Annotated in this window: 21 protein-coding genes and 1 tRNA gene; 9 read left to right on the top strand and 13 right to left on the bottom strand. The window is 57.3% G+C overall.

All coding sequences use genetic code 11. The features are described 5' to 3' along the window. Positions 1–13: 13 nt before the first annotated feature. The 6 genes from Q0816_RS03450 to Q0816_RS03475 form a co-directional block, all read right to left on the bottom strand. Positions 14–1,771: a hypothetical protein gene (locus tag Q0816_RS03450; RefSeq protein ID WP_298847720.1), complete on the bottom strand. Its 1,758-nt coding sequence runs from the start codon at positions 1,769–1,771 to the stop codon at positions 14–16. A 169-nt stretch (positions 1,772–1,940) separates the two neighbouring features. Beyond that, positions 1,941–3,125: a VWA domain-containing protein gene (locus Q0816_RS03455; protein WP_298847722.1), complete on the bottom strand. Its 1,185-nt coding sequence runs from the start codon at positions 3,123–3,125 to the stop codon at positions 1,941–1,943. A 4-nt stretch (positions 3,126–3,129) separates the two neighbouring features. Beyond that, positions 3,130–3,300 carry a hypothetical protein gene (locus tag Q0816_RS03460; protein WP_298847723.1) on the bottom strand — a complete coding sequence of 57 codons (171 nt, stop codon included), beginning with the start codon at positions 3,298–3,300 and terminating at the stop codon, positions 3,130–3,132. 7 nt (positions 3,301–3,307) lie between these two features. Then, positions 3,308–4,675, bottom strand: a complete 1,368-nt coding sequence (locus Q0816_RS03465; protein ID WP_298847725.1) for a DUF2927 domain-containing protein — start codon at positions 4,673–4,675, stop codon at positions 3,308–3,310. Next, on the bottom strand, positions 4,672–5,121 hold the full coding sequence (locus Q0816_RS03470; RefSeq protein WP_298847727.1) for a GNAT family N-acetyltransferase: 450 nt from the start codon (positions 5,119–5,121) through the stop codon (positions 4,672–4,674). The genes Q0816_RS03465 and Q0816_RS03470 overlap by 4 nt, the downstream gene beginning before the upstream one ends. A gap of 109 nt (positions 5,122–5,230) precedes the next feature. After that, positions 5,231–6,076, bottom strand: a complete 846-nt coding sequence (locus Q0816_RS03475; RefSeq protein ID WP_298847728.1) for a MoxR family ATPase — start codon at positions 6,074–6,076, stop codon at positions 5,231–5,233. A gap of 382 nt (positions 6,077–6,458) precedes the next feature. Between Q0816_RS03475 and dksA the strand changes: the two genes are divergently transcribed. Together dksA and Q0816_RS03485 are read left to right on the top strand one after the other, a co-directional pair. After that, a complete protein-coding gene (gene dksA, locus Q0816_RS03480; RefSeq protein WP_298848153.1) occupies positions 6,459–6,881 on the top strand; it encodes an RNA polymerase-binding protein DksA in 423 nt (140 codons plus the stop codon). A 71-nt stretch (positions 6,882–6,952) separates the two neighbouring features. Beyond that, positions 6,953–8,098, top strand: coding sequence for an FAD-dependent oxidoreductase (locus Q0816_RS03485; protein WP_298847730.1), 1,146 nt, complete (start codon positions 6,953–6,955; stop codon positions 8,096–8,098). 4 nt (positions 8,099–8,102) lie between these two features. Here the strand turns inward: Q0816_RS03485 and xth are convergent, their stop codons facing one another. Beyond that, positions 8,103–8,882: an exodeoxyribonuclease III gene (xth, locus tag Q0816_RS03490; protein WP_298847732.1), complete on the bottom strand. Its 780-nt coding sequence runs from the start codon at positions 8,880–8,882 to the stop codon at positions 8,103–8,105. 282 nt (positions 8,883–9,164) lie between these two features. Continuing rightward, positions 9,165–9,488 carry an iron-sulfur cluster assembly accessory protein gene (locus Q0816_RS03495; RefSeq protein WP_298847733.1) on the bottom strand — a complete coding sequence of 108 codons (324 nt, stop codon included), beginning with the start codon at positions 9,486–9,488 and terminating at the stop codon, positions 9,165–9,167. Positions 9,489–9,564: 76 nt separating this feature from the next. Between Q0816_RS03495 and Q0816_RS03500 the strand changes: the two genes are divergently transcribed. Next, positions 9,565–10,704 carry a deoxyguanosinetriphosphate triphosphohydrolase gene (locus Q0816_RS03500; RefSeq protein WP_298847734.1) on the top strand — a complete coding sequence of 380 codons (1,140 nt, stop codon included), beginning with the start codon at positions 9,565–9,567 and terminating at the stop codon, positions 10,702–10,704. Here Q0816_RS03500 and Q0816_RS03505 read toward each other — a convergent pair whose 3' ends face one another. Further along, positions 10,705–11,256, bottom strand: coding sequence for a hypothetical protein (locus Q0816_RS03505; protein WP_298847736.1), 552 nt, complete (start codon positions 11,254–11,256; stop codon positions 10,705–10,707). A 131-nt stretch (positions 11,257–11,387) separates the two neighbouring features. Here Q0816_RS03505 and argS point away from each other — a divergent pair, with 131 nt between their 5' ends. From argS to Q0816_RS03535, 6 genes are all read left to right on the top strand, one after another. Then, positions 11,388–13,133: an arginine--tRNA ligase gene (gene argS / locus Q0816_RS03510; protein ID WP_298847737.1), complete on the top strand. Its 1,746-nt coding sequence runs from the start codon at positions 11,388–11,390 to the stop codon at positions 13,131–13,133. Between the two features lie 87 nt (positions 13,134–13,220). Further along, complete coding sequence (locus Q0816_RS03515) at positions 13,221–14,285, top strand: SPOR domain-containing protein (protein ID WP_298847739.1); 1,065 nt, start codon at positions 13,221–13,223, stop codon at positions 14,283–14,285. After that, positions 14,282–15,289 (top strand): beta-N-acetylhexosaminidase, encoded by a 1,008-nt coding sequence (gene nagZ, locus Q0816_RS03520; RefSeq protein WP_298847740.1) that lies wholly within the window; start codon positions 14,282–14,284, stop codon positions 15,287–15,289. The genes Q0816_RS03515 and nagZ overlap by 4 nt, the downstream gene beginning before the upstream one ends. After that, positions 15,279–16,073, top strand: a complete 795-nt coding sequence (locus Q0816_RS03525) for a ScpA family protein (RefSeq protein ID WP_298847741.1) — start codon at positions 15,279–15,281, stop codon at positions 16,071–16,073. The genes nagZ and Q0816_RS03525 overlap by 11 nt, the downstream gene beginning before the upstream one ends. Next, entirely contained in the window at positions 16,066–16,716 is a 651-nt protein-coding gene (gene scpB, locus Q0816_RS03530) for an SMC-Scp complex subunit ScpB (RefSeq protein WP_298847743.1), read from the top strand. Before Q0816_RS03525 ends, scpB begins: the two co-directional genes overlap by 8 nt. A 65-nt stretch (positions 16,717–16,781) precedes the next feature. Then, positions 16,782–16,997: a hypothetical protein gene (locus Q0816_RS03535; RefSeq protein WP_298847745.1), complete on the top strand. Its 216-nt coding sequence runs from the start codon at positions 16,782–16,784 to the stop codon at positions 16,995–16,997. 3 nt (positions 16,998–17,000) lie between these two features. On the opposite strand, the gene Q0816_RS03540 is transcribed toward Q0816_RS03535, so the two are convergent. The 4 genes from Q0816_RS03540 to ihfA all read right to left on the bottom strand — a co-directional run bounded on the left by Q0816_RS03540 (position 17,001) and on the right by ihfA (position 19,213). Beyond that, the gene (locus tag Q0816_RS03540; protein WP_298847746.1) at positions 17,001–18,080 is read right to left on the bottom strand and encodes a 2'-deoxycytidine 5'-triphosphate deaminase; all 1,080 of its coding nucleotides are present in this window, start codon (positions 18,078–18,080) and stop codon (positions 17,001–17,003) included. A gap of 61 nt (positions 18,081–18,141) precedes the next feature. Further along, positions 18,142–18,218 (bottom strand) — tRNA-Pro (locus Q0816_RS03545). Between the two features lie 62 nt (positions 18,219–18,280). Further along, positions 18,281–18,892 carry a MerR family transcriptional regulator gene (locus Q0816_RS03550; RefSeq protein WP_298847748.1) on the bottom strand — a complete coding sequence of 204 codons (612 nt, stop codon included), beginning with the start codon at positions 18,890–18,892 and terminating at the stop codon, positions 18,281–18,283. A gap of 18 nt (positions 18,893–18,910) precedes the next feature. Continuing rightward, positions 18,911–19,213: an integration host factor subunit alpha gene (gene ihfA / locus Q0816_RS03555; RefSeq protein WP_152458234.1), complete on the bottom strand. Its 303-nt coding sequence runs from the start codon at positions 19,211–19,213 to the stop codon at positions 18,911–18,913. Positions 19,214–19,260: the final 47 nt, after the last annotated feature.

The raw sequence follows: 19,260 nt of genomic DNA on the forward strand, positions 1-19,260 counted from the left end.
ACCGCTGATGCTGCTATTGTTTTCCGGGCGTAGCTAGCTCCAGATTTTCATGTAGGTCAGCCAAGGTTTCAGCCGTAAGTGTGGACCCTTTGGACGCATCAAAAAACGCGTGCTCAGCTTCTTTTTGCGCCACCAGGCTGTCCGTTCTCAAATCTCTGACATCGGCACGGAGTTCGCCTTGTGCCTCCTCAAAGGTCTGTGCGTCTTGCAGTTCGCTTTCCAAGGCATCGAGTTTGTCATTGTAGTCTGGGTCTCCGGGATCAAGTGCAGCAATATCATCAGCGACCTGGTCACTGCTCCGGCCGTCATAGCTTTCGTTCAGATCCCGTAAGTCCCTCCGTGCATCGTGTAACTGATCACGCAGGTCGTAATACTCCGCTGCGGCAGCCTGATAAGTGGCGATCTTTCCGACATTGCTATTTGCGGCAGCGTTCAGGAAGGCCGGGGTGGCCGCTTTCGACGCGTTCAGATTGCGCAGCTTGCTCGAACCACTGGGATCGGTGATCGCGGCCGCCAGCGGGTCCTTGTATCGGTGCTTCTTGCCGTCATGGTGCAACGCGTCGTAGCGAAGGCGGAAATTGGTGTCCTTGGAGCGGTATTGACGAGTCTCTGAATACTGGTGATAGGTCGGATCGTAAGGCACTGGTTGTACAGTCACTTCGTCTTTCGGGTGGCTCTTTGGTTGCGGAAGCCCAAGATTGTCATGATAAACGCCCAACGCGTCCTTTGTCAGAGAGCGCCCCTTAGAAGCGTCAAAGAAAGCGTCTTCTGCTTCTTCCAGGGCATCCTTTGTCTGGTGTCCAAGATCTTTCAGATCGGCGCGCAAACCGTCGCGGGTTTCTTCATATGTTTCAGCGTCCCGTAGTTCGGATTCCAATGCTTCACGTTTGCTGTCGTATTCCGGATCCGACGGATCAAGTGCTGCAATGTCATCGGCAATCTGTTCACTGCTTCGCCCGTCGTACCTTTCGTTCAGATCCCGCAAGTCGCGTCGTGTATCATAGAGCTGACCACGCAGGTCGTAATACTCCGCTGCAGCGGCCTGATAAGTGGCGATCTTTCCAACATTGCTGTTGGCCGCAGCGTTCCGGAATGCCGGGGAGGCTGCTTTCGACGCGTTCAGATTGCGCAGTTTATCCGAGCCATTAGGATCGGTGATCGCTGCTGCCAGCGGGTCACGGTAGCGGTGTTTCTTGCGGCCATCCAAACCAGGAGTGCCGTCATGCCGGGCTACCGGGCGCAACGAGCGTTCGATCGGTTTGACCGAAACAGTCTTGTATGTACGAGTTTTCTTTGCAGGTTTATTGCCGGACTTCTTCGCTGGCTGTTTCCCGAAAAGCTGTTGGACATCCTTCTTGAACTCTCGTCCAAATTCACCAACCGAGACACGCCGGACTTTTTGGTTTCCGCCGGTGCCAGTATTAGACTTTTTTGCTTTTGCAGCGTGTTGTTTTTTGGATCCGGCGCTTTTCTGCGAAGCTGACGCTTTGCCCTTGGAGTTGTTTTTTCCACCACCGTTGGCCTGGGATCCTCTTGAGGAATTCCCTTTTCCATTGGATCCATTGCCCTTGCCATTGTCGGCTTTACCGGAATTCCCTTTGCCATTTCCATTGTCGGCTTTACCGGAATTCCCTTTGCCATTTCCATTGCCGTTCTTTGCGAACGCTGCATCCGGCGCGAGCGCAAAAGTCGCTGCTGCTACGACAGCAACACACAGTGATGTGGCGGTTGCCACAGACGCTAGAAGGTTTCGTAAATTGTGGCCGACCATCTCTCCCCCCAGCTTTAACGCGCTTGCACCTTATCACGAGATGGGAATTCGACGAGTCTTATGAAGCCTTTTGTGTACTATTTGTAAACATTGTGTGGGTGGGGGGGCTATTTGAGGTGTTTGTTTTTGTTTTGGACACAACCGGGCGAAGCTTGAAGCCTTAACTTGGCTACCGAGTCAGTTCCCTCATGCCCTGTTCCAGACCGGCCAGAGTCATTGGCACCATGCGCTCTTCAAAGATTTCACGGATCATGCCGATGGAATGGGTGTATTCCCAGTACTTCTCGGGCACAGGGTTGATCCACAGGTTCGATGCCCATTGATCCCTCGCGCGTTGCAGCCAGACCTGACCGGCCTCTGCGTTCCAATGCTCGTTTGCGCCGCCGGGATAGGCGATCTCATAGGGGCTCATCGAGGCATCGCCGACGAAGATGCACTTATAGTCACTGCCATAGGTGCGAAGAACCTCGTGGGTCGGGGTCTGCTGATCCCACCGGCGGCGGTTGTCGCGCCAGACACCTTCATAGAGGCAATTGTGAAAGTAGTAGTATTCGAGATGTTTGAACTCGGTTCGCGCGGCTGAGAACAATTCCTCGACCACCTTGATATGCGGGTCCATTGATCCGCCGACATCCAGAAACAGCAGTACCTTGACTGCGTTGTGGCGTTCGGGGCGGGTTTTGACATCCAGATAGCCATGTTCGGCGGTGGCGCGTATGGTGCCATCCAGATCCAGTTCCTCGGCAGCGCCTTCGCGCGCCCAGCGGCGCAGGCGTTTCAAAGCAACCTTGATGTTGCGCGTGCCCAGTTCAACCGTGTCGTCCAAATTCCTGAATTCCCGTTTATCCCAGACTTTGACCGCGCGCTGGTGGCGGCTTTCCTTCTGACCGATGCGGACCCCTTCGGGGTTGTATCCATAGGCCCCGAACGGAGAGGTGCCGGCCGTGCCGATCCACTTGTTCCCCCCCTGATGGCGACCTTGCTGGTCCTTGAGACGTTCACGCAGGGTTTCCATCAGCTTGTCGAAACCTCCCAAGGCTTCGATTTCTGCTTTCTCTTCGTCGCTGAGGTGTTTTTCGGCCATTTTGGCCAGCCAATCGCCGGGGATATCAACAGCTTCCAACACCTGATCGAAACTGATCTCGTTCAGCCCTTCGAAACTGGCGGCGAAGGCGCGGTCGAACTTGTCGATATTGCGTTCGTCCTTCACCATCGAAACACGGGCAAGGTAGTAGAACGCCTCGACATCATATGTTGCCAAACCCTTTTTCATACCCTCCAGAAAAGTCAGATATTCCCGGAGCGATACCGGGATACCTGTTTTGCGGAGGTTTTCGAAAAAGGGCAGGAACATCGTGTCAGGCCACCAGTCGCACCAGAACCAACGAGATGACCAGCCCAACCAAGGCAAAAGCGATCCCGTAACCGGTGGCATATTGCGCCATGTCGGCCCCGTTGCCATTGCGTTTTTTCGCAGTCAGAGCGCCCAGGATTGCCCCCAGTATCGCCATTCCCAGAACTACCACCATAAATTTGTCATCCGTCTTTCGTGTTTTCCGGGGTTCGGCGGGTGCTGCCCTGTGTCAGGGACTGGGCCACCAGATCCGAACCAAACCCGTATCGCGCCCATCCAAGGCTGTCCAGCCTGACGGCGCGTGCCTGCTGCATTTGACCCGCCTGTTTCAGCGCTTCAGATTTCAGCAGCAGCAACGTGGCCAGCAACGAAGCGTTTTCAGCTCGGGTCATCACATCGATGGCTTGGTCCAGCTCGGGCAGAACGCGTGGTCCCTGATCCTGCGCAAGCGCAAAGGCGGCTGTCTGTGTGGTGACATAGGCCTGATGAACTTCGGTACCCGGCGTGGCCTTGAGAAACTGCTGGGCAATCTGGAATTGCCGCTCGGCTTCTGCCGGGTCGCTGAACTGTTCCATGCGCCCCAACAGGTAATGTGGATAGGCGCGTCGATGATCCGTCCATCCCATTTGCTGACCGATGCGTGCGGCTTTTTTGGCGGCGCGCATCTGTCTGGGGGAACCCGGTCCGGGCCCCAACGATTTCTGGATCGCGTCGATCCAGTCGCGGGGTGTCTGCGTGGAAGGTTGTGCAGCCAGACGGTCTCCGCGCGGGTTCAGGCGGCTGAGAACGCCGGGGATGATGGCTGCGACCTGTTCGCGGGTCATGCCGGTGCGCAATTCGGGCGCATAGGCAGCGCGCAGGATCAGCATGTCAAACCCTGTCAGAACAGTATGAATATTGTCGTCGTTGAACACCGAATCCGGCAGATGGTAGAGGTCGTTCAGCGGGCCCAGGGCTTGCGCCAGTTCTTCATGCAGGCAATCGCGCATTTCCTGCGGGCTGACATCGTATGGGATGAATATTCCCAGCCGCTCGCGCTGGCGCAGCTCAGTCCAGCTGCTTTTGATTTTACGGCGGTCACGGCGATACTCTTCCAGGCTGGACGCGTTAGGCACAACGAAACAAGCCGCGTTGGGCAGAATGCGCAGGATGTCTTTCTGGCTGACCGCTTCGATGGTGATATTGGCCTGACCTTCGTTGACCTGCCGGATGTTGATGCCGGCCTCGCGCTTCAGGCGAGTGAGCAGGCGGGTCAGATCCTGTTGCATGCTTGAGGTTGGTGATCCGGTCAGTCGGACTGTGACCGGCGTTTCAAATCGCGTAAAGACGGGCAGGCCAGCCCCGCTTTCCAGCTCGAAGTGCAAGGACACGAAATCCGAAGCAATGTTCTTGTTGGACCGCGCAGGCGGTGATGGACGCGCCGTCGCAAATGATTTTGCGGGTGGCAAGGCCACTTCAATGGGCTTGACCTGATCCGGGATCTCAATTGTTTCAATCGTAGTGCAGCCAGCAACGGCCAGCGCCAGAAAAAGGGCACTCCATCGCATCATGAGCGGGCGTACTTGATGAACGGTGTCAACGTGCCGATGCGATCATACAAGTGCCGCGCAGTGTGGTTGAACTCTTGCGTCAGCCAATAGACCGATGGAGCACCCTGACGATCTGCCTCATCATAAACGGCCTGGATCAACGCGCGGCCTACGCCTGTTCCACGTGTTTCAGGTCGCGCGAACAGGTCCTGTAGATAACAGACCTTTTCCACTTTCCAGGCATTGCGATGAAACAGGTAGTGCGTCAGACCGACCAGTGCACCATCCTGCACCGCCACAAAACAGGAAAAATCCTGCGGGTCGTCGCCCAGCAATCTGGAAAACGTCGTTTCGTATATGTCATCGGGCAGGGCGGTTTCGTAAAACGCCAGATAGTCCCGCCACATGTCGGCCCATTGGTCTTTGTCCTCGGCACGCAGGGTGCGGACTGTCAGTGCGTTTGCCAAGCGATGCATCCAGTTCTGTGGGGTAGAAACTTTGTCTCGTCAGATAGCCCGATGCTGACATTCGGGTAGACCCAAGGCAAGCCATGATCCCCGACAGCTCACGCACCGGCTAGCGTTTGCCACGTGCCATGAACGCCAGGCGCTCAAACAAATGCACATCCTGCTCGTTCTTCAACAACGCGCCATGCAGTTTCGGCAGCGCGCTGGCGCCGTCACGCTTGAGATCCTCGGCTGTCAGATCTTCGGCCAGCAGCAGTTTCAGCCAGTCCAGAACTTCGGAAGTCGATGGCTTTTTCTTCAGCCCCTGGGTCTCGCGGATTTCGTAAAACTGCGTCAGTGCCGTGGTCAGAAGCGCGTCTTTGATGCCGGGGTGATGTACTTCGACGATCCGGCGCATCGTGGTCTCGTCGGGGAATCGGATGTAGTGGAAAAAGCACCGGCGCAGGAAGGCGTCAGGCAGTTCTTTCTCGTTGTTCGAGGTGATGATGACGATAGGGCGGTTCTTGGCCCGGATCGTGTCACCTGTCTCGTAAACGTGGAACTCCATCTTGTCGAGCTCCTGCAAGAGATCGTTAGGAAACTCGATATCTGCTTTGTCGATTTCGTCAATCAGCAGAACGACCTTTTCGTCCGCATCAAACGCCTGCCACAACTTACCCTCGCGGATATAGTTCGACACCTCATGGACGCGTTCTTCGCCCAACTGGCTGTCCCGCAGGCGGCTGACCGCGTCGTATTCATAAAGACCCTGTTGGGCGCGGGTCGTGGATTTCACGTTCCATTCGATCATCCTCAGACCCAGCGCACCGGCCACCTGTTTGGCCAGCTCGGTCTTACCGGTGCCAGGTTCGCCCTTCACCAATAAAGGGCGTTCCAGTGTGACAGCGGCGTTCACGGCAATGGTCAGGTCGTCCGTGGCGACATATTCGGCAGTGCCTTGAAAACGTGCGGTCATGAGCCTCTCGTGTGATATTTTGTGGTCTGTGGGCAAGTTGTGTTTTCCGGGTTACAGACGGGCAACGATTTTGACAACCCGCGTCCCTGCGTCGGTTAAGTTGAATTTTGTAACAACTCCAAGACCTTTTGATTGATTCGAGCGCAGAAGGGGGACTTGTGATTTATTGATCGCCTCAAAAATGCCTGTCAAATTTCACAGAAAAACAAGGTTTTGCTGTTGTTTGTCTCATATTTAGACAAAACGGCGCGAGGGCGTGCGAATGGAACGTTTGTGTAGTGACAATCCTACGCCCGTCGGCTAAACGCTGCGCAGAAGGGGGAGCCAAATGTCAGGTGAAACTACCACGTCCGACGTTTCTGGCCATACCGAGGGAGCAAATATGAAGCAGGAAGTTTTTCTGCCGGAGGATTATCGCCCGGCCGAAGATGAACCTTTCATGAACGACCGTCAGCTTGAATACTTTCGCCGCAAGCTGTTGGATTGGAAGAATGAACTTTTGGCGGGCAGCCGCGACACGATCGAAGGGCTGCAGGACAACACCCGCAACATTCCGGACGTTGCAGACCGCGCAAGCGAAGAAACAGATCGAGCGCTGGAACTGCGCACCCGCGATCGCCAACGCAAGCTGGTTGCCAAAATCGACTCGGCTCTGCGCCGGATTGAAGAAAGCGAATACGGGTATTGCGAAAAGACAGGCGATCCGATCTCGCTGAAACGTCTGGACGCCCGTCCGATTGCGACAATGACGTTGGAGGCGCAGGAGCGTCACGAGCGTCGCGAAAAAGTCCACCGCGACGATTGAGCGCCGGGGACGTCTGAAAATTCTGAACGCCGGGGCCTGTGGCTCCGGCGTTTTTGCGTTAAGCGGGTGTCATGAAAATCGACGGGTTGAAATTTTGCGTAATTGGCGGCGGGATCGGAGGCCTGGCTTCTGCATTGGCGTTGCGGCAGCGAGGCGCGGATGTGACGTTGCTGGAACAGGCCCCCGCTTTGACCGAGGTCGGCGCTGGATTGCAGATCAGCGAAAACGGCATGTGTGTACTGCGTGCTCTTGGTGTGGAGGGCCAATCTGTCGGTCAAAAATCCGACGGTACGGTGATACGCGATTATCGTAAAGGGCGCGTGATCAGCCGGTTGCCCGGACCACTTGCCGGGCCGACCTTTTACTTCCACCGTGCAGATCTGCTGAATCTTCTCCACGAAGCAGCCCGGAAGGCCGGTGTGGCAATCCGTTTGGGTGCCAGGGTTACTGCTTTGCGGAAACATCCGAACGAGGCGGAAATCGTTTTGGAAACAGGCGAACGGATACGGACAGAATGCGCTGTTGCGGCTGATGGTGGCCGTAGCATTATTCGTCCGACGCTGAACGGGCCTGAAAGACCAGAGTTCACGCATCAGGTCGCCTGGCGCGCCACTATTCCATGGCAACTGGGGCCCGACGCAATCACGGCATCCCTGAGCATGGGGCCCGGGCGGCATGTGGTGACCTATCCACTCCGCGACCAGAGCATGATGAACATCGTAGCGGTCGAGGAACGTTCGGACTGGCGGGAAGAGGGCTGGAAACTGAAAGGTGATCCGGACGACCTGCGCGCACGTTTTGCAGGCTTTGGCGGTCCGGTGCGTGACATCTTGTCAAAGGTCGCCGAGGTGAAACTGTGGGCCCTGTTTTTACGTCCCGTCGCGCAAAGTTGGCAAAACGGCCGCCTTGTTTTGCTGGGCGATGCGGCGCATCCGACCCTGCCGTTCATGGCGCAAGGTGCCTGCCTGGCACTCGAGGACGCTTGGGCGCTTGTGCGTTCGTTTGACGATCAATCCGGTGTCACCAGCGCGCTTGCAGCATATGAAACGACCCGTCGACCAAGGGCGCAACAGGTGGTCGCTGCCGCTGGCGCCAATGCGCACAACTTTCATTTACGAGGACCTGCTCGGTTAGCAGCCCAATGCGCCCTGATGGTCGCAGGAGGGCAATTGTCACGCCGATTCGAGTGGATCTACAGCCACGATGTGACAGCCTGATAAATCAAAGATCCAGATCCACCCAAACAGGCACGTGATCCGAAGGTTTTTCGTGCCCGCGCACGACGGCATCGATCCGGCAATCTCGCATAAGATCCGCCGCCTGTGGCGTCAGCAAGAAATGATCGATCCGAATACCGTCGTTCCGGTTCCAGGCCCCGGCCTGATAGTCCCAGAATGAATAGTGTTCAGCGCCCTGGGTGGTGGCTCGGAACGCTTCGGTAAAGCCAAGGTTCAAAATCTTGCGATATGCAGCGCGGCTCTCAGGGCGGAACAATGCGTCTTCGCGCCATGCATCGGGGCGTTTCGCGTCCTCGGCCTGAGGGATTATGTTGTAGTCACCCGCCATCAAAGCGGGCTCCTCGGAAGCCAACAGGTCCCGGGCACGGTCGTAAAGCCGTTCCATCCAAGCCAGCTTGTAGTCGTATTTAGGACCAGGCACCGGGTTGCCGTTCGGTAAATACAATCCACAAATCCGTACGGCCTTTTCGCCAACGACGGTGGCTTCGATCCAGCGGGCCTGTTCATCCTCGTCATCGCCGGGAAGGCCGCGTGACACGTCCTCGAGGGGCAGCTTTGATAGGATTGCAACGCCGTTGAAGCTTTTTTGCCCGTGAGTTTCCACGTTATATCCGCGCTCTTCGAACAACTCGCGGGGGAAATTCTCGTCGATCGACTTGATCTCTTGCAACAAAACCACGTCCGGTTGCGCTTCATCCAACCAACGGGGCAGGGCTTCGGCCCGCGCCTTGATACCATTGATGTTGAACGTGGCGATTTTCATGCGCGATCCTCCGAAACCCTCAGGTCACCTATCGCGCAGATCGCGCCCAGCGGCAAGTCGGAGAACGGGTTTGCGAGGCTCTGCCTCGCGCTCCGAGGTATTTTGGGCCAGATGAAGAAACGGATTTTTAACTAAGTTTTCCGAAAGTCCAAGAGCGGTACAGGCGGAGGCGCCGATGACCGCGCCAGGTGAAGCTCTACGGCTCATGCGTCGGAGAGTGGATCCCTGTTTCATCGGGCAAAAAATACCTTGGGGGTTTGGGGGCAAAGCCCCCAATGGCGTTTACATCGAAAACGAAGTGCCGCAGCCACAAGATGAGGTGGCGTTCGGGTTTTCGATTACAAATCGAGCGCCGATCAGTTCCTGCGTAAAGTCAATCACTGCATTTTCCAGGAAAGGCAATGAGATCGCGTCCACGATCACTTTTTGGCCTTTGCCTTCCAGCACCAGATCGTCTTCTTTCGGGGAATCCAGCGCGATTTCGTACTGAAACCCGGAACACCCGCCACCTTCTACTGCGACGCGCAAGGCCTGACCCTGATCCGCCGCGCCGATTTCGGCAAGACGTTCAAAGGCACGTTCCGTGACTGTTGGGGGCAGATTCATGCCAGTCTCCAAAGGTTTCCTTCCCTTACGCCATACAATATAGAAAGCGCAAGCACAGGCGACAAGGACAAGACCTTTGGATAGAGCGGGTTTTGCCTCGGATCCAGACCGCGCAAGAGGGCGGTTGGTATCGGAGGAAGAGAGTAGTTTCCGATCATGTTTTCAGCGTGACCGGGACAGGATCATTCATGCCAGCGCCTTTCGGCGGCTCAAGCACAAGACGCAAGTGTTCGTGGAACATGAGGGTGATAGCTACCGCACCCGCCTGACTCATTCCATTGAGGTAGCGCAAGTGGCGCGGACCATCGCCGGTGCACTGGGGCTGAACCCTGAACTGACCGAGGCAGTGGCTCTGGCCCATGATCTGGGGCATACGCCTTTCGGTCATACCGGTGAGGACGCCTTGCACGCGTTGATGGCGCCTTATGGTGGTTTTGACCACAACGCACAGGCCATTCGGATCGTCACAAAGTTAGAACGCCACTATGCTGAATTCGATGGCTGCAACCTGACCTGGGAATGTCTGGAGGGTATCGCAAAGCACAATGGTCCGGTCAAAGGTGATCTGCCCTGGGCGCTGGCCGAGTGCAATCAGGGTTTCGATCTGGAATTGCACACCCATGCCAGCGCGGAAGCGCAAGTTGCAGCGCTGTCTGACGATATTGCCTACAACAACCACGATCTTCTGGACGGTCTGCGCGCAGGGTTGTTCGCAGATGATGATTTGCGAGTCCTGCCAATCGTTGGGGCTTGTTATGCTGAGGTAGATTCGAATTACCCAGCGCTGGATGACTATCGCAGGCGTCACGAGGCGTTACGGCGGGTGTTCGGTGTGATGGTGTCAGACGTCATCAACACGTCCCGTGACTTGATCGAGAGCTCGGGGGCGCAGTCGGTCGAGGACATCCGCCATCTGGGACATCCTGTTATTCAGTTCTCTGATGGGGTTTGGGTGCAGCTTCGCGAAATCCGGGCGTTTCTGTTTACCCGGATGTATCGTGCGCCCAGCGTGATGAAAGTTCGGGCGGAGGTCGCAAAGATAGTGGAAGACCTATTTCCGATCTATCTCAACGACCCCAGGCAAATGCCGGCACGCTGGCACGATGACATTGAAGCAGCCAGAGACGAGACGGCATTGGCACGTATTGTATCGGACTATATCGCAGGTATGACCGACCGCTTTGCCCTGCAGGATCATGAGCGGCTGACCGGTTGATCACTCAACAGCGATATAGGCAATGGCCCAGACTTGCTGACCTGCCTGTTTTGCGGATTGGTCGGCATCATCGGTAGGCGGGAACACGATCATCGTGGGGCCGTACCCGCCGATCCCCAACGGGGCGCCATCTGCGTGCGTGGCTACAATGGGTTTGTTTGTTGCGATGCTGTCCCACTCGATTTCGGCCTGATATCCATCCAGTGCCATGGGCAGGGCCTTTTTCCCTTCAGCTCCGGCCATGATCATGACCTCGGAAAGGAGAGGACCTGAGAACGCATAGTCTCGTTGATTGTCCGGTAGGCCGTAGGGAATTTTGATCTCAAACTGCTCCAGCGCATCCAGCATGGCCGCATCAAATCCGGCTGCGCCGTCATGTGTGACTTCCAGATAGCCCAGCAAACCGCCGTCGTTCTCGTCCCGTGTGGGCAGATTGGTTTCGCTGACATCACCCCCAAGGGTCAGCAGCACATGGCCTTGCGGTTGGGGCAGCTCGGCCAGGGCGGGAACGGCGGTGGCCAGAAGTAGGGCAAAAGACAAGGCGCGGTGCATAAGGGTCTCCGGTGGCTGAGTTCGGGCCGAGATTAGCGACCTTTACCGCTAAACCAAGCTTAAACATTAGGCGTCCATTGACCTTGCCGCTTTGCGTGGTAAACCGCCGGGCAAGCAAAAGGACATCCGAAATGAACCTGTTTTCCGAGATCCGCAGCCTGGTACTGAACGCGCTGGCACAGATGCAGTCCGAAGGTGCGCTGCCCGAGGGGCTGAGCTTTGACAACGTGGCGGTTGAACCCCCACGCGATGCGGCGCATGGGGACATGGCGACCAATGCGGCAATGGTGTTGGCAAAACCGGCCAAGATGAAGCCGCGCGATATTGCGGATGTGCTGGCCGGGAAACTGTCGGCGGATGCGCGGATCACCAGTGCCGAAGTGGCTGGACCGGGTTTTTTGAACCTGAGACTCGCGGCGTCGGTCTGGCAGAGTGTTCTGGCAGCGGTGCTGGAAAAGGGCACCGATTATGGCCGGTCGTCCATAGGTCATGGCCAGAAGGTCAATGTCGAATACGTCTCGGCCAACCCGACCGGTCCGCTGCACGTGGGCCATACGCGGGGCGCAGTGTTTGGCGATGCCCTGGCGAGCCTGCTGGCTTACTCGGGCCATGAGGTGACCCGAGAATACTACATCAACGATGGCGGCGCGCAGGTGGATGTGCTGGCGCGCTCGGCCTATGAGAGGTACCGCGAGGCCAACGGGCTGAGTCCCGAGATCGCCGAGGGGCTCTATCCCGGGGACTACCTGATCCCGATTGGTGAGGCGCTGAAAGAAAAATACGGCGACAGCCTGATCGACAAACCCGAAAGCGACTGGCTGGAAGATCTGCGCAGTTTCTCCACCGATGCAATGATGGACCTGATCCGCGCTGACCTGAAGGCGCTGGGCGTGGAGATGGACGTTTTCTTCTCGGAAAAATCGCTCTATGGCACGGGCCGGATCGAGGCTGCGTTGAAGTCTCTGACTGACAAGGGCCTGATCTACGAGGGCGTGCTTGAGCCACCAAAGGGCAAAAAGCCCGAGGATTGGGAGCCGCGCGAGCAAACCTTGTTCAAATCGACCGAGCATGGTGATGACGTGGACCGTCCGGTCAAGAAATCGGACGGCAGCTGGACATATTTCGCCCCCGATATCGCGTATCACTATGACAAGGTGAGCCGTGGCTTTGACGCGCTGATCGACGTGTTTGGGGCGGATCATGGCGGTTACGTCAAGCGGATGAAGGCGGCTGTGTCGGCCCTGTCTGATGGCAAAGTATCGCTGGATATCAAGCTGACGCAGCTGGTGAAGCTGTGGAAGAATGGTGAGCCGTTCAAGATGTCCAAGCGGGCAGGGAACTTTGTCACCCTGCGCGATGTGGTCGATCGGGTTGGGCCGGACGTGACCCGGTTTGTCATGCTGACCCGCAAGAACGACGCGTCATTGGATTTCGATTTCGACAAGGTGCTCGAGCAGAGCCGCGAGAACCCCGTGTTCTATGTGCAATATGCCCATGCCCGCGTTATGAGCGTTCTGCGCCGTGCTGCCGAGGCTGGAATTGTTGCAGATGATACGACTCTCTCCGGGGTGGATTTGGGTAAGATCGACCATGCTTCGGAACTGACCGTCGCCAAGAAACTGGCGGAATGGCCACGTCTGATCGAGATTGCAGCCCGGACCAACGAACCGCACCGCGTTGCCTTCTATCTATATGAAATTGCTGGGGATTTTCACGCTCTGTGGAACAAGGGAAATGAAGAAACCCAGTTGCGTTTCATTCAGGATGGCGATGTTGCCACAAGCCAGTCAAAAATCGCATTGGCCCGTGCCGTTTCTGTTGTGATTTCAGCGGGCTTGGGTATTCTTGGCGTTACCCCGGCGCAGGAGATGCGATAACAAATATCGCCCGAACCGCCGGTACGAGGTAGGCAAGAAATGACCCGCGCGCCTTTTTTCAGGCGCAAAACGGGCAGTGAGGCGGACATGGCGAGTTACGATTACTCGGGGCAGCAAAGCCCCGAGCAGATTCATTACCCGAATCAAGCGCATTCTGAGGATGCGTATGACTATCCCGAGGATATGCAGGACTATGACGCGCCGCGCGGTGCTTTTGGACTGGGCCGGGCTGTCAATTTTCTAGGTGCAGTCGCATCGCTGGCGTTGGTCGCTGGTGTTGGAGTCTGGGGTTACAAGCTTGTTATGCGGGATGTCAGCGGCGTGCCGGTTGTGCGCGCAGCCGAAGGGCCGATGCGGGTGCAGCCGGAAAACCCGGGCGGAACACCTGCCGATCATCAGGGTCTTGCCGTCAATGCCGTCGCCGCCGAAGGCAGTGCAGCCGCCCCGGCTGATCGCCTGATCCTTGCGCCACGGCCTGTCTCTCTGACAGATGAAGATGTGCCCGCCGCTGATCTGAAGCCAACCCCGGCTTTGCATGTGGTGGAAGAGCCGATCTCGACCCAGGAAGCTGCGCGACTGCGCCAGAATGCGGTGGACGCGCTGGTAGCGGAACTGGCGGGTGAGGCGGCCAAAACGCAGCAGGAGTTTGAAGACGGTGTACAGGTGGCGTCTTTGGCCACGCCCGAGGACGAACCTGCAATCGACCCCGCCGATTTTGCGGCGGCCTTGCCGGATCAGACCATTGCCGCCTTGCCGGGGGTACGTCGATCCTTGCGGCCGTTGACGCGCCCGGCGCGTGCGACACGCAGTCAGGTCTCGCCCAGTGAGACATCAGAAGATGCAATTAATGCAGCCGTGAAAGCGGCGGCCGGGCTAGATGTTGATCCGGGTTCATTGGCCAAGGGCACGCGTCTGGCTCAGCTTGGGGCCTTTGATAGTACCCAGGTTGCACAAGCGGAATGGGATCGCTTGAACGGAAGGTTCAGTGAATATATGTATGACAAACAACGTGTTATACAGAAAACTTCAAGCGGTGGCCGAACGTTCTATCGCTTGCGTGTTCTGGGCTTCGAAGACTTGAGCGACTCTCGCCAGTTCTGTGCCGCATTGGTTGCACAAGGTGCTGATTGCATCCCGGTGGCCGTCAGGTGAAATTTGGTGCCGCGATCACCGACGCTGAAGGGCTGCGCCTGACGCGGCAGGAAAGGGACCTGTTTCGCCAGATGAACCCGTTCGGGTTCATCCTGTTCGCTCGCAACGTCGAAAGTACCGATCAGGTCCGCGCGTTGTGTGATGATTTCCGCGAGGCCGTCGGGCGCAATTGCCCGATTACCATCGATCAGGAGGGGGGACGCGTGCAACGCCTGCGCGCGCCGTTGGCCCGTGAATGGCAACCACCGATGGATCATGTGACCAATGCCGGTGAGCAGGCAGAGCGCGCCATGTACTTGAGGTACCGCCTGATTGCCGATGAACTGTTTTCTCTGGGCATCGACAGCAACTGTGCTCCGATGGTTGACGTGGCGCAGCAAGGGACGCACGCTTTCCTGAAGAACCGCTGCTACGCCACTGACCCTGAACGAATTTCCGGGATCGGAAGGGCGGTGGCGAAAGGTCATCTGGATGGCGGCGTTCTGCCAGTTCTCAAACACATCCCGGGCCATGGGCGCGCGACGATGGACAGTCATTACGATCTGCCACTTGTCGACTTGTCCTTGGATGTACTGGAAAGCAGCGACTTCGCACCGTTTCGCGCTCTGAACGACCTGCCAATGGGGATGACCGCGCATCTGGTCTATGACCAGATTGACCCGCAGCCTGCTACGATCTCAGCCATTATGATGGATTTGATCCGCGACAAGATTGGCTTTGACGGTCTGATCATGACCGACGACATCTCGATGAAGGCCCTCAGTGGTTCGCTGATGGATCTGTCTCGGCAGTCATTGCAGGCTGGCTGCGACGTTGTTCTGCACTGCAATGGTAGTTTTGCAGAACGCGCCGAGGTGATGGAAACTGCCGGAGAAATGTCGGATGTGGCACAAGCCCGCGCAGAACGGGCGCTGGCGATGCGCAAACCTCCGCAGGAACTTGACATCCCTGCCGCCGAGGCGGAACTATCTGCCCTAATGGGCGGGCAGGTATATGAACGATAACCTCTTTAGCGAAGACCCTGTCTCGGTCGCGGATCGTCTTGCGGCCGAAGCACTGATCGTTGACGTCGATGGGTTCGAAGGCCCGTTGGACGTTCTTCTGATGCTGTCGCGCACACAGAAGGTTGATCTGCGGAAAATCTCGGTTCTGGCGCTGTCGCAGCAATACCTGGCCTTTGTGGAAAAGGCCCGTGCGCTGCGGATAGAACTGGCCGCCGACTATCTCGTCATGGCCGCTTGGCTGGCCTTTCTCAAATCCCGCTTGCTGTTGCCGCCCGATCCGGATGACGAGGGCCCATCGGGTGAAGAGCTGGCTGCGCATCTGGCGTTTCAGTTGGAACGCTTGCAGGCCATGCGTGACGCGGCCGCTCGACTGATGGCGCGTGATCAGTTGGGGCGTGATTTCTTCAAACGCGGGCAGGGCGAGGATATCACGCGTATCCGCACGGTCACCTATTCAGCCACGCTGCTGGATCTGATGCAGGGCTATGCCCGCATTCGCACCCGGGATGAGTTCCGTCCGTTCGTGATGGATCGCGATGCGGTGTTCACCATGGAGCAAGCACTGGAACGGATGCGACCACTGATCGGGTTTGCCGGGACGTGGACCGATATGGAGACCTATCTGCCTGACGGCTGGGATGCCGACCCGGTTCGGCGCAGGTCGGCAACAGCGGCGACCTTTGCGGCCTCGTTGGAGCTGGTGAAAGAAGGACATATGGAGATGAAACAGAGCGAGACATTCGCCCCGATCCATTTGCGTAAGAGGACCGAAACACGTGACTGACGCCCCCGAAGAGACCGGTATGCTGTTCGAGGCTCCACCTCTGGCGGAACAGGAGCGGATGGTCGAAGCTGTACTGTTCGCCAGCGCCGAACCAGTTACAATCGCTGACCTGGAAGCGCGGATGCCGCATGGCAGTGACGCAGCGCAGGCCGTTGAGTTGCTTCAGAAACGTTATGAAGGCCGTGGCGTACGTGTTGGGCGCGTGGGCGACGGTTGGGCCATTCGAACGGCCCCCGATCTGGGCTTTCTGATGCAAAAAGAAACGGTTGAAACCCGCAAGCTCAGCCGGGCGGCTATCGAGACATTGGCCATCGTTGCCTATCATCAGCCCTGCACGCGGGCCGAGATCGAGGAAATCCGGGGTGTGTCCGTTTCGCGCGGAACAATCGATCAGTTGCTGGAGATGGAGTGGATCAGACTGGGCCGTCGCCGCATGACACCCGGTCGTCCGGTAACGTTTGTGGTGACGCCCGAATTTCTAGATCATTTTGGCCTGGAGAATGCCCGTGACTTGCCTGGGCTAAAAGAGCTGCGGGCCGCAGGATTGCTGGAAAATCGGCCTCCACCCGGTGCCATTCCATTGGGTGAAGGGCGAGAGGACGAGGGCGATGAAGACCAGACCGAACTGTTCGAGGAAGAGTGATCGAACAGCCCTTTTGTTGCCGTATAGAACGCCTATCTTAATGCGTGAGAAGACGGAGTTGAGCAATGAATGCGAACCGGATCATCGACATGATCGTGCGTCAGGTCATGCGTCGCCTGGTCAATAAAGGCGTCAACAAAGGCATCGATATGGCCAGTCGCAAGGGCGATAGCTCGGACCCGTCGAAAGGGTCGAATCGGCCTGCAGCACCGCGCCATGCGCAGAACCTGCGGCAGGCGCAGCGTGTGACCCGGCAAATGCGCCGGTTCATGAAGTTCTAAGTGTTAACCTACAGCCTTGAAGTGCTTCGACAGCTTCAGGCCCTGACCCTGATAGTTTGACGCAATGCCTGCACCGTACAATTGCGTCGGCATCTCAGCCATTTTTTCATAGACCAGTCGCCCGACAACCTGCCCGTGCTCCAGCACGAAAGGCGCTTCGTGGCAGCGAACTTCAAGAACGCCGCGCGATCCGGCACCTCCTGCTTCGGCATGACCAAAGCCGGGATCGAAAAAGCCGGCATAGTGCACCCGAAACTCACCAACCATCGCCAGATAGGGCGCCATTTCTGCAGCATACATTGGTGGAATATGCACCGCCTCGCGGCTGACAAGGATATAGAACGCACCGGGGTCAAGGATGATGCAGCCATCTTTGGTGCGCACCTCCTCCCAGTAATCCTGTGGGTCGTATTCACCGATTCGATCCAGATCGATCACACCGGTGTGGGGCTTGGCGCGGTAACCGACGAGATCGGTATTGGGCAATTGCAAATCGACGGAAAAGCCCAGACCGTCCTGAATCACAGCGGGGCCATCCACCAGCGGGGACTCTGCATGCAGGGCTGTCAGTTCGGCATCCGACAGAACAGCCTGACCCCGACGGAACCGAATCTGGTTCAACCGCATTCCAGGGCGAACCAGAACTGAGAATGAGCGCGGACATATTTCGGCATAGAGCGGACCCGCGTAGCCCGCAGGTACCCGATCAAATTCTGTTCCGCCGTCAGTGATGGTGCGCGTCAGCAGGTCCAGCCGCCCGGTCGAGCTTTTGGCATTGGCCACGGCGCTCATGTCTCCGGGCAGGGCCAGCGATTCCATCAACGGCACAAGATAGACACACCCCTTTTCCAGAACCGCACCATCCGAGATATCGATGCGGTGCATCTCGAACTCGGTCAACCGATCTATGACGGTCCGGCCTTCACCCGCCAAGAACGAGGCGCGTACGCGGTAAGCTACTGTCCCTAAACGTAAATCAAGGCTGGCCGGTTGGATTTGCGCAGGCAGCACCTTTGGGCTGGCGGAGATCTCACCGCGCTCGATCATCGCTTCTAGATGTTGGTTCGGGCATACACCTGTCATCTCGATCCCCTCTGGTGCCAGAGTGGGATCTGGCCTGTGTGCCATAAACGTCGGTGTGATTTGGTCGGGCTAGCAGGACTCGAACCTGCGACCTTCCGTCCCCCAGACGGACGCGCTACCAGGCTGCGCCATAGCCCGACGTTGGGGTGTTCATAAAGATTTTCCCGGCAGGGGCAAGAGGAAAACAATGCCTTTTTTTCCTAACCCGTCGCCTGTGTTTCGACACGGTCCAGCCAGCGGCGCAGGTCTTTTGCAATCGGCGCTATGCGGCGCAGCAGATCATCGTCAAAGTCTGTTTGCTTCCACGCCAGCGAAGCGATTCCACCCAGCAAAGGGGCAGCATCCAGTTCGGGTTCACGTTGTGATCCCTGGTTTGATGCGGCACCAGGGGCTGTGGGGACCGCCGCACCTCCATTTGCGGGCTGCGGTGCCGGATCGACCAGATCCATATGAATCTGCTCGGTCTTTACGGTGGGTTTCTGCTCAAATTGTACGACGCTGTCCTGAACGGGCTCAATTAGAGCAGGGCCCGGTTCGTCCAAAGGTGGCGAAAGCGACGCAACATGTGCGACGCCCTGCTCCCGCAGAATACGCTGAACGCCCTTGATCGTGATTCCGTCTTCGTGGAGCAGCTTTTTGATACCCCCCAACAGACGCATGTCGTTGGGGCGATAATACCGGCGCCCGCCAGCGCGCTTTACCGGCTTGACCTGAGTGAACCGGCTTTCCCAGAATCGTAGGACATGGGCCTGAACGCCAAGCCAATCAGCAACCTCGCTGATTGTTCGAAACGCGTCGGGAGACTTGCTCATATCCGCGTGACCTCGGGTTTACTTGCGATTCCCGGCGGCGACGCGATCTTTCATCAGATGCGACGGGCGGAAGGTCAGCACGCGGCGCGGCTGAATGGGAACTTCTTCGCCGGTTTTGGGATTGCGACCAACACGAGCGGTCTTATCGCGAACGCTGAACGTACCGAAGGATGAAATCTTCACCTGTTCGCCGCGCACCAATGCGTCGGACATATGGTTCAGAACGCTTTCAACCAGCTGTGCGCTTTCATTTCGAGAAAGCCCAACTTCACGAAAGACGGCTTCGCTCAGATCCATTCGAGTCAGTGTTTTGTCGCCCATACCATTTCCCCTGTTTCTGTTGAAGCATATGGGTATGGCAAATTCGC

This window comes from uncultured Ruegeria sp., assembly GCF_947497005.1.
In the GTDB taxonomy this organism is placed as follows: Bacteria; Pseudomonadota; Alphaproteobacteria; order Rhodobacterales; family Rhodobacteraceae; genus Ruegeria.

Excerpts from the sequence above, each read along its gene's own strand:
- Q0816_RS03450 (WP_298847720.1), bottom strand. The coding sequence starts at position 1,771 with ATGGTCGGCCACAATTTACGAAACCTTCTAGCGTCTGTGGCAACCGCC.
- Q0816_RS03455 (WP_298847722.1), bottom strand. The coding sequence starts at position 3,125 with ATGTTCCTGCCCTTTTTCGAAAACCTCCGCAAAACAGGTATCCCGGTA.
- Q0816_RS03460 (WP_298847723.1), bottom strand. The coding sequence starts at position 3,300 with ATGGTGGTAGTTCTGGGAATGGCGATACTGGGGGCAATCCTGGGCGCT.
- Q0816_RS03465 (WP_298847725.1), bottom strand. The coding sequence starts at position 4,675 with ATGATGCGATGGAGTGCCCTTTTTCTGGCGCTGGCCGTTGCTGGCTGC.
- Q0816_RS03475 (WP_298847728.1), bottom strand. The coding sequence starts at position 6,076 with ATGACCGCACGTTTTCAAGGCACTGCCGAATATGTCGCCACGGACGAC.
- dksA (WP_298848153.1), top strand. The coding sequence starts at position 6,459 with ATGAAGCAGGAAGTTTTTCTGCCGGAGGATTATCGCCCGGCCGAAGAT.
- Q0816_RS03485 (WP_298847730.1), top strand. The coding sequence starts at position 6,953 with ATGAAAATCGACGGGTTGAAATTTTGCGTAATTGGCGGCGGGATCGGA.
- xth (WP_298847732.1), bottom strand. The coding sequence starts at position 8,882 with ATGAAAATCGCCACGTTCAACATCAATGGTATCAAGGCGCGGGCCGAA.
- Q0816_RS03495 (WP_298847733.1), bottom strand. The coding sequence starts at position 9,488 with ATGAATCTGCCCCCAACAGTCACGGAACGTGCCTTTGAACGTCTTGCC.
- Q0816_RS03505 (WP_298847736.1), bottom strand. The coding sequence starts at position 11,256 with ATGCACCGCGCCTTGTCTTTTGCCCTACTTCTGGCCACCGCCGTTCCC.
- argS (WP_298847737.1), top strand. The coding sequence starts at position 11,388 with ATGAACCTGTTTTCCGAGATCCGCAGCCTGGTACTGAACGCGCTGGCA.
- Q0816_RS03515 (WP_298847739.1), top strand. The coding sequence starts at position 13,221 with ATGGCGAGTTACGATTACTCGGGGCAGCAAAGCCCCGAGCAGATTCAT.
- Q0816_RS03525 (WP_298847741.1), top strand. The coding sequence starts at position 15,279 with ATGAACGATAACCTCTTTAGCGAAGACCCTGTCTCGGTCGCGGATCGT.
- Q0816_RS03535 (WP_298847745.1), top strand. The coding sequence starts at position 16,782 with ATGAATGCGAACCGGATCATCGACATGATCGTGCGTCAGGTCATGCGT.
- Q0816_RS03540 (WP_298847746.1), bottom strand. The coding sequence starts at position 18,080 with ATGACAGGTGTATGCCCGAACCAACATCTAGAAGCGATGATCGAGCGC.
- Q0816_RS03550 (WP_298847748.1), bottom strand. The coding sequence starts at position 18,892 with ATGAGCAAGTCTCCCGACGCGTTTCGAACAATCAGCGAGGTTGCTGAT.
- ihfA (WP_152458234.1), bottom strand. The coding sequence starts at position 19,213 with ATGGGCGACAAAACACTGACTCGAATGGATCTGAGCGAAGCCGTCTTT.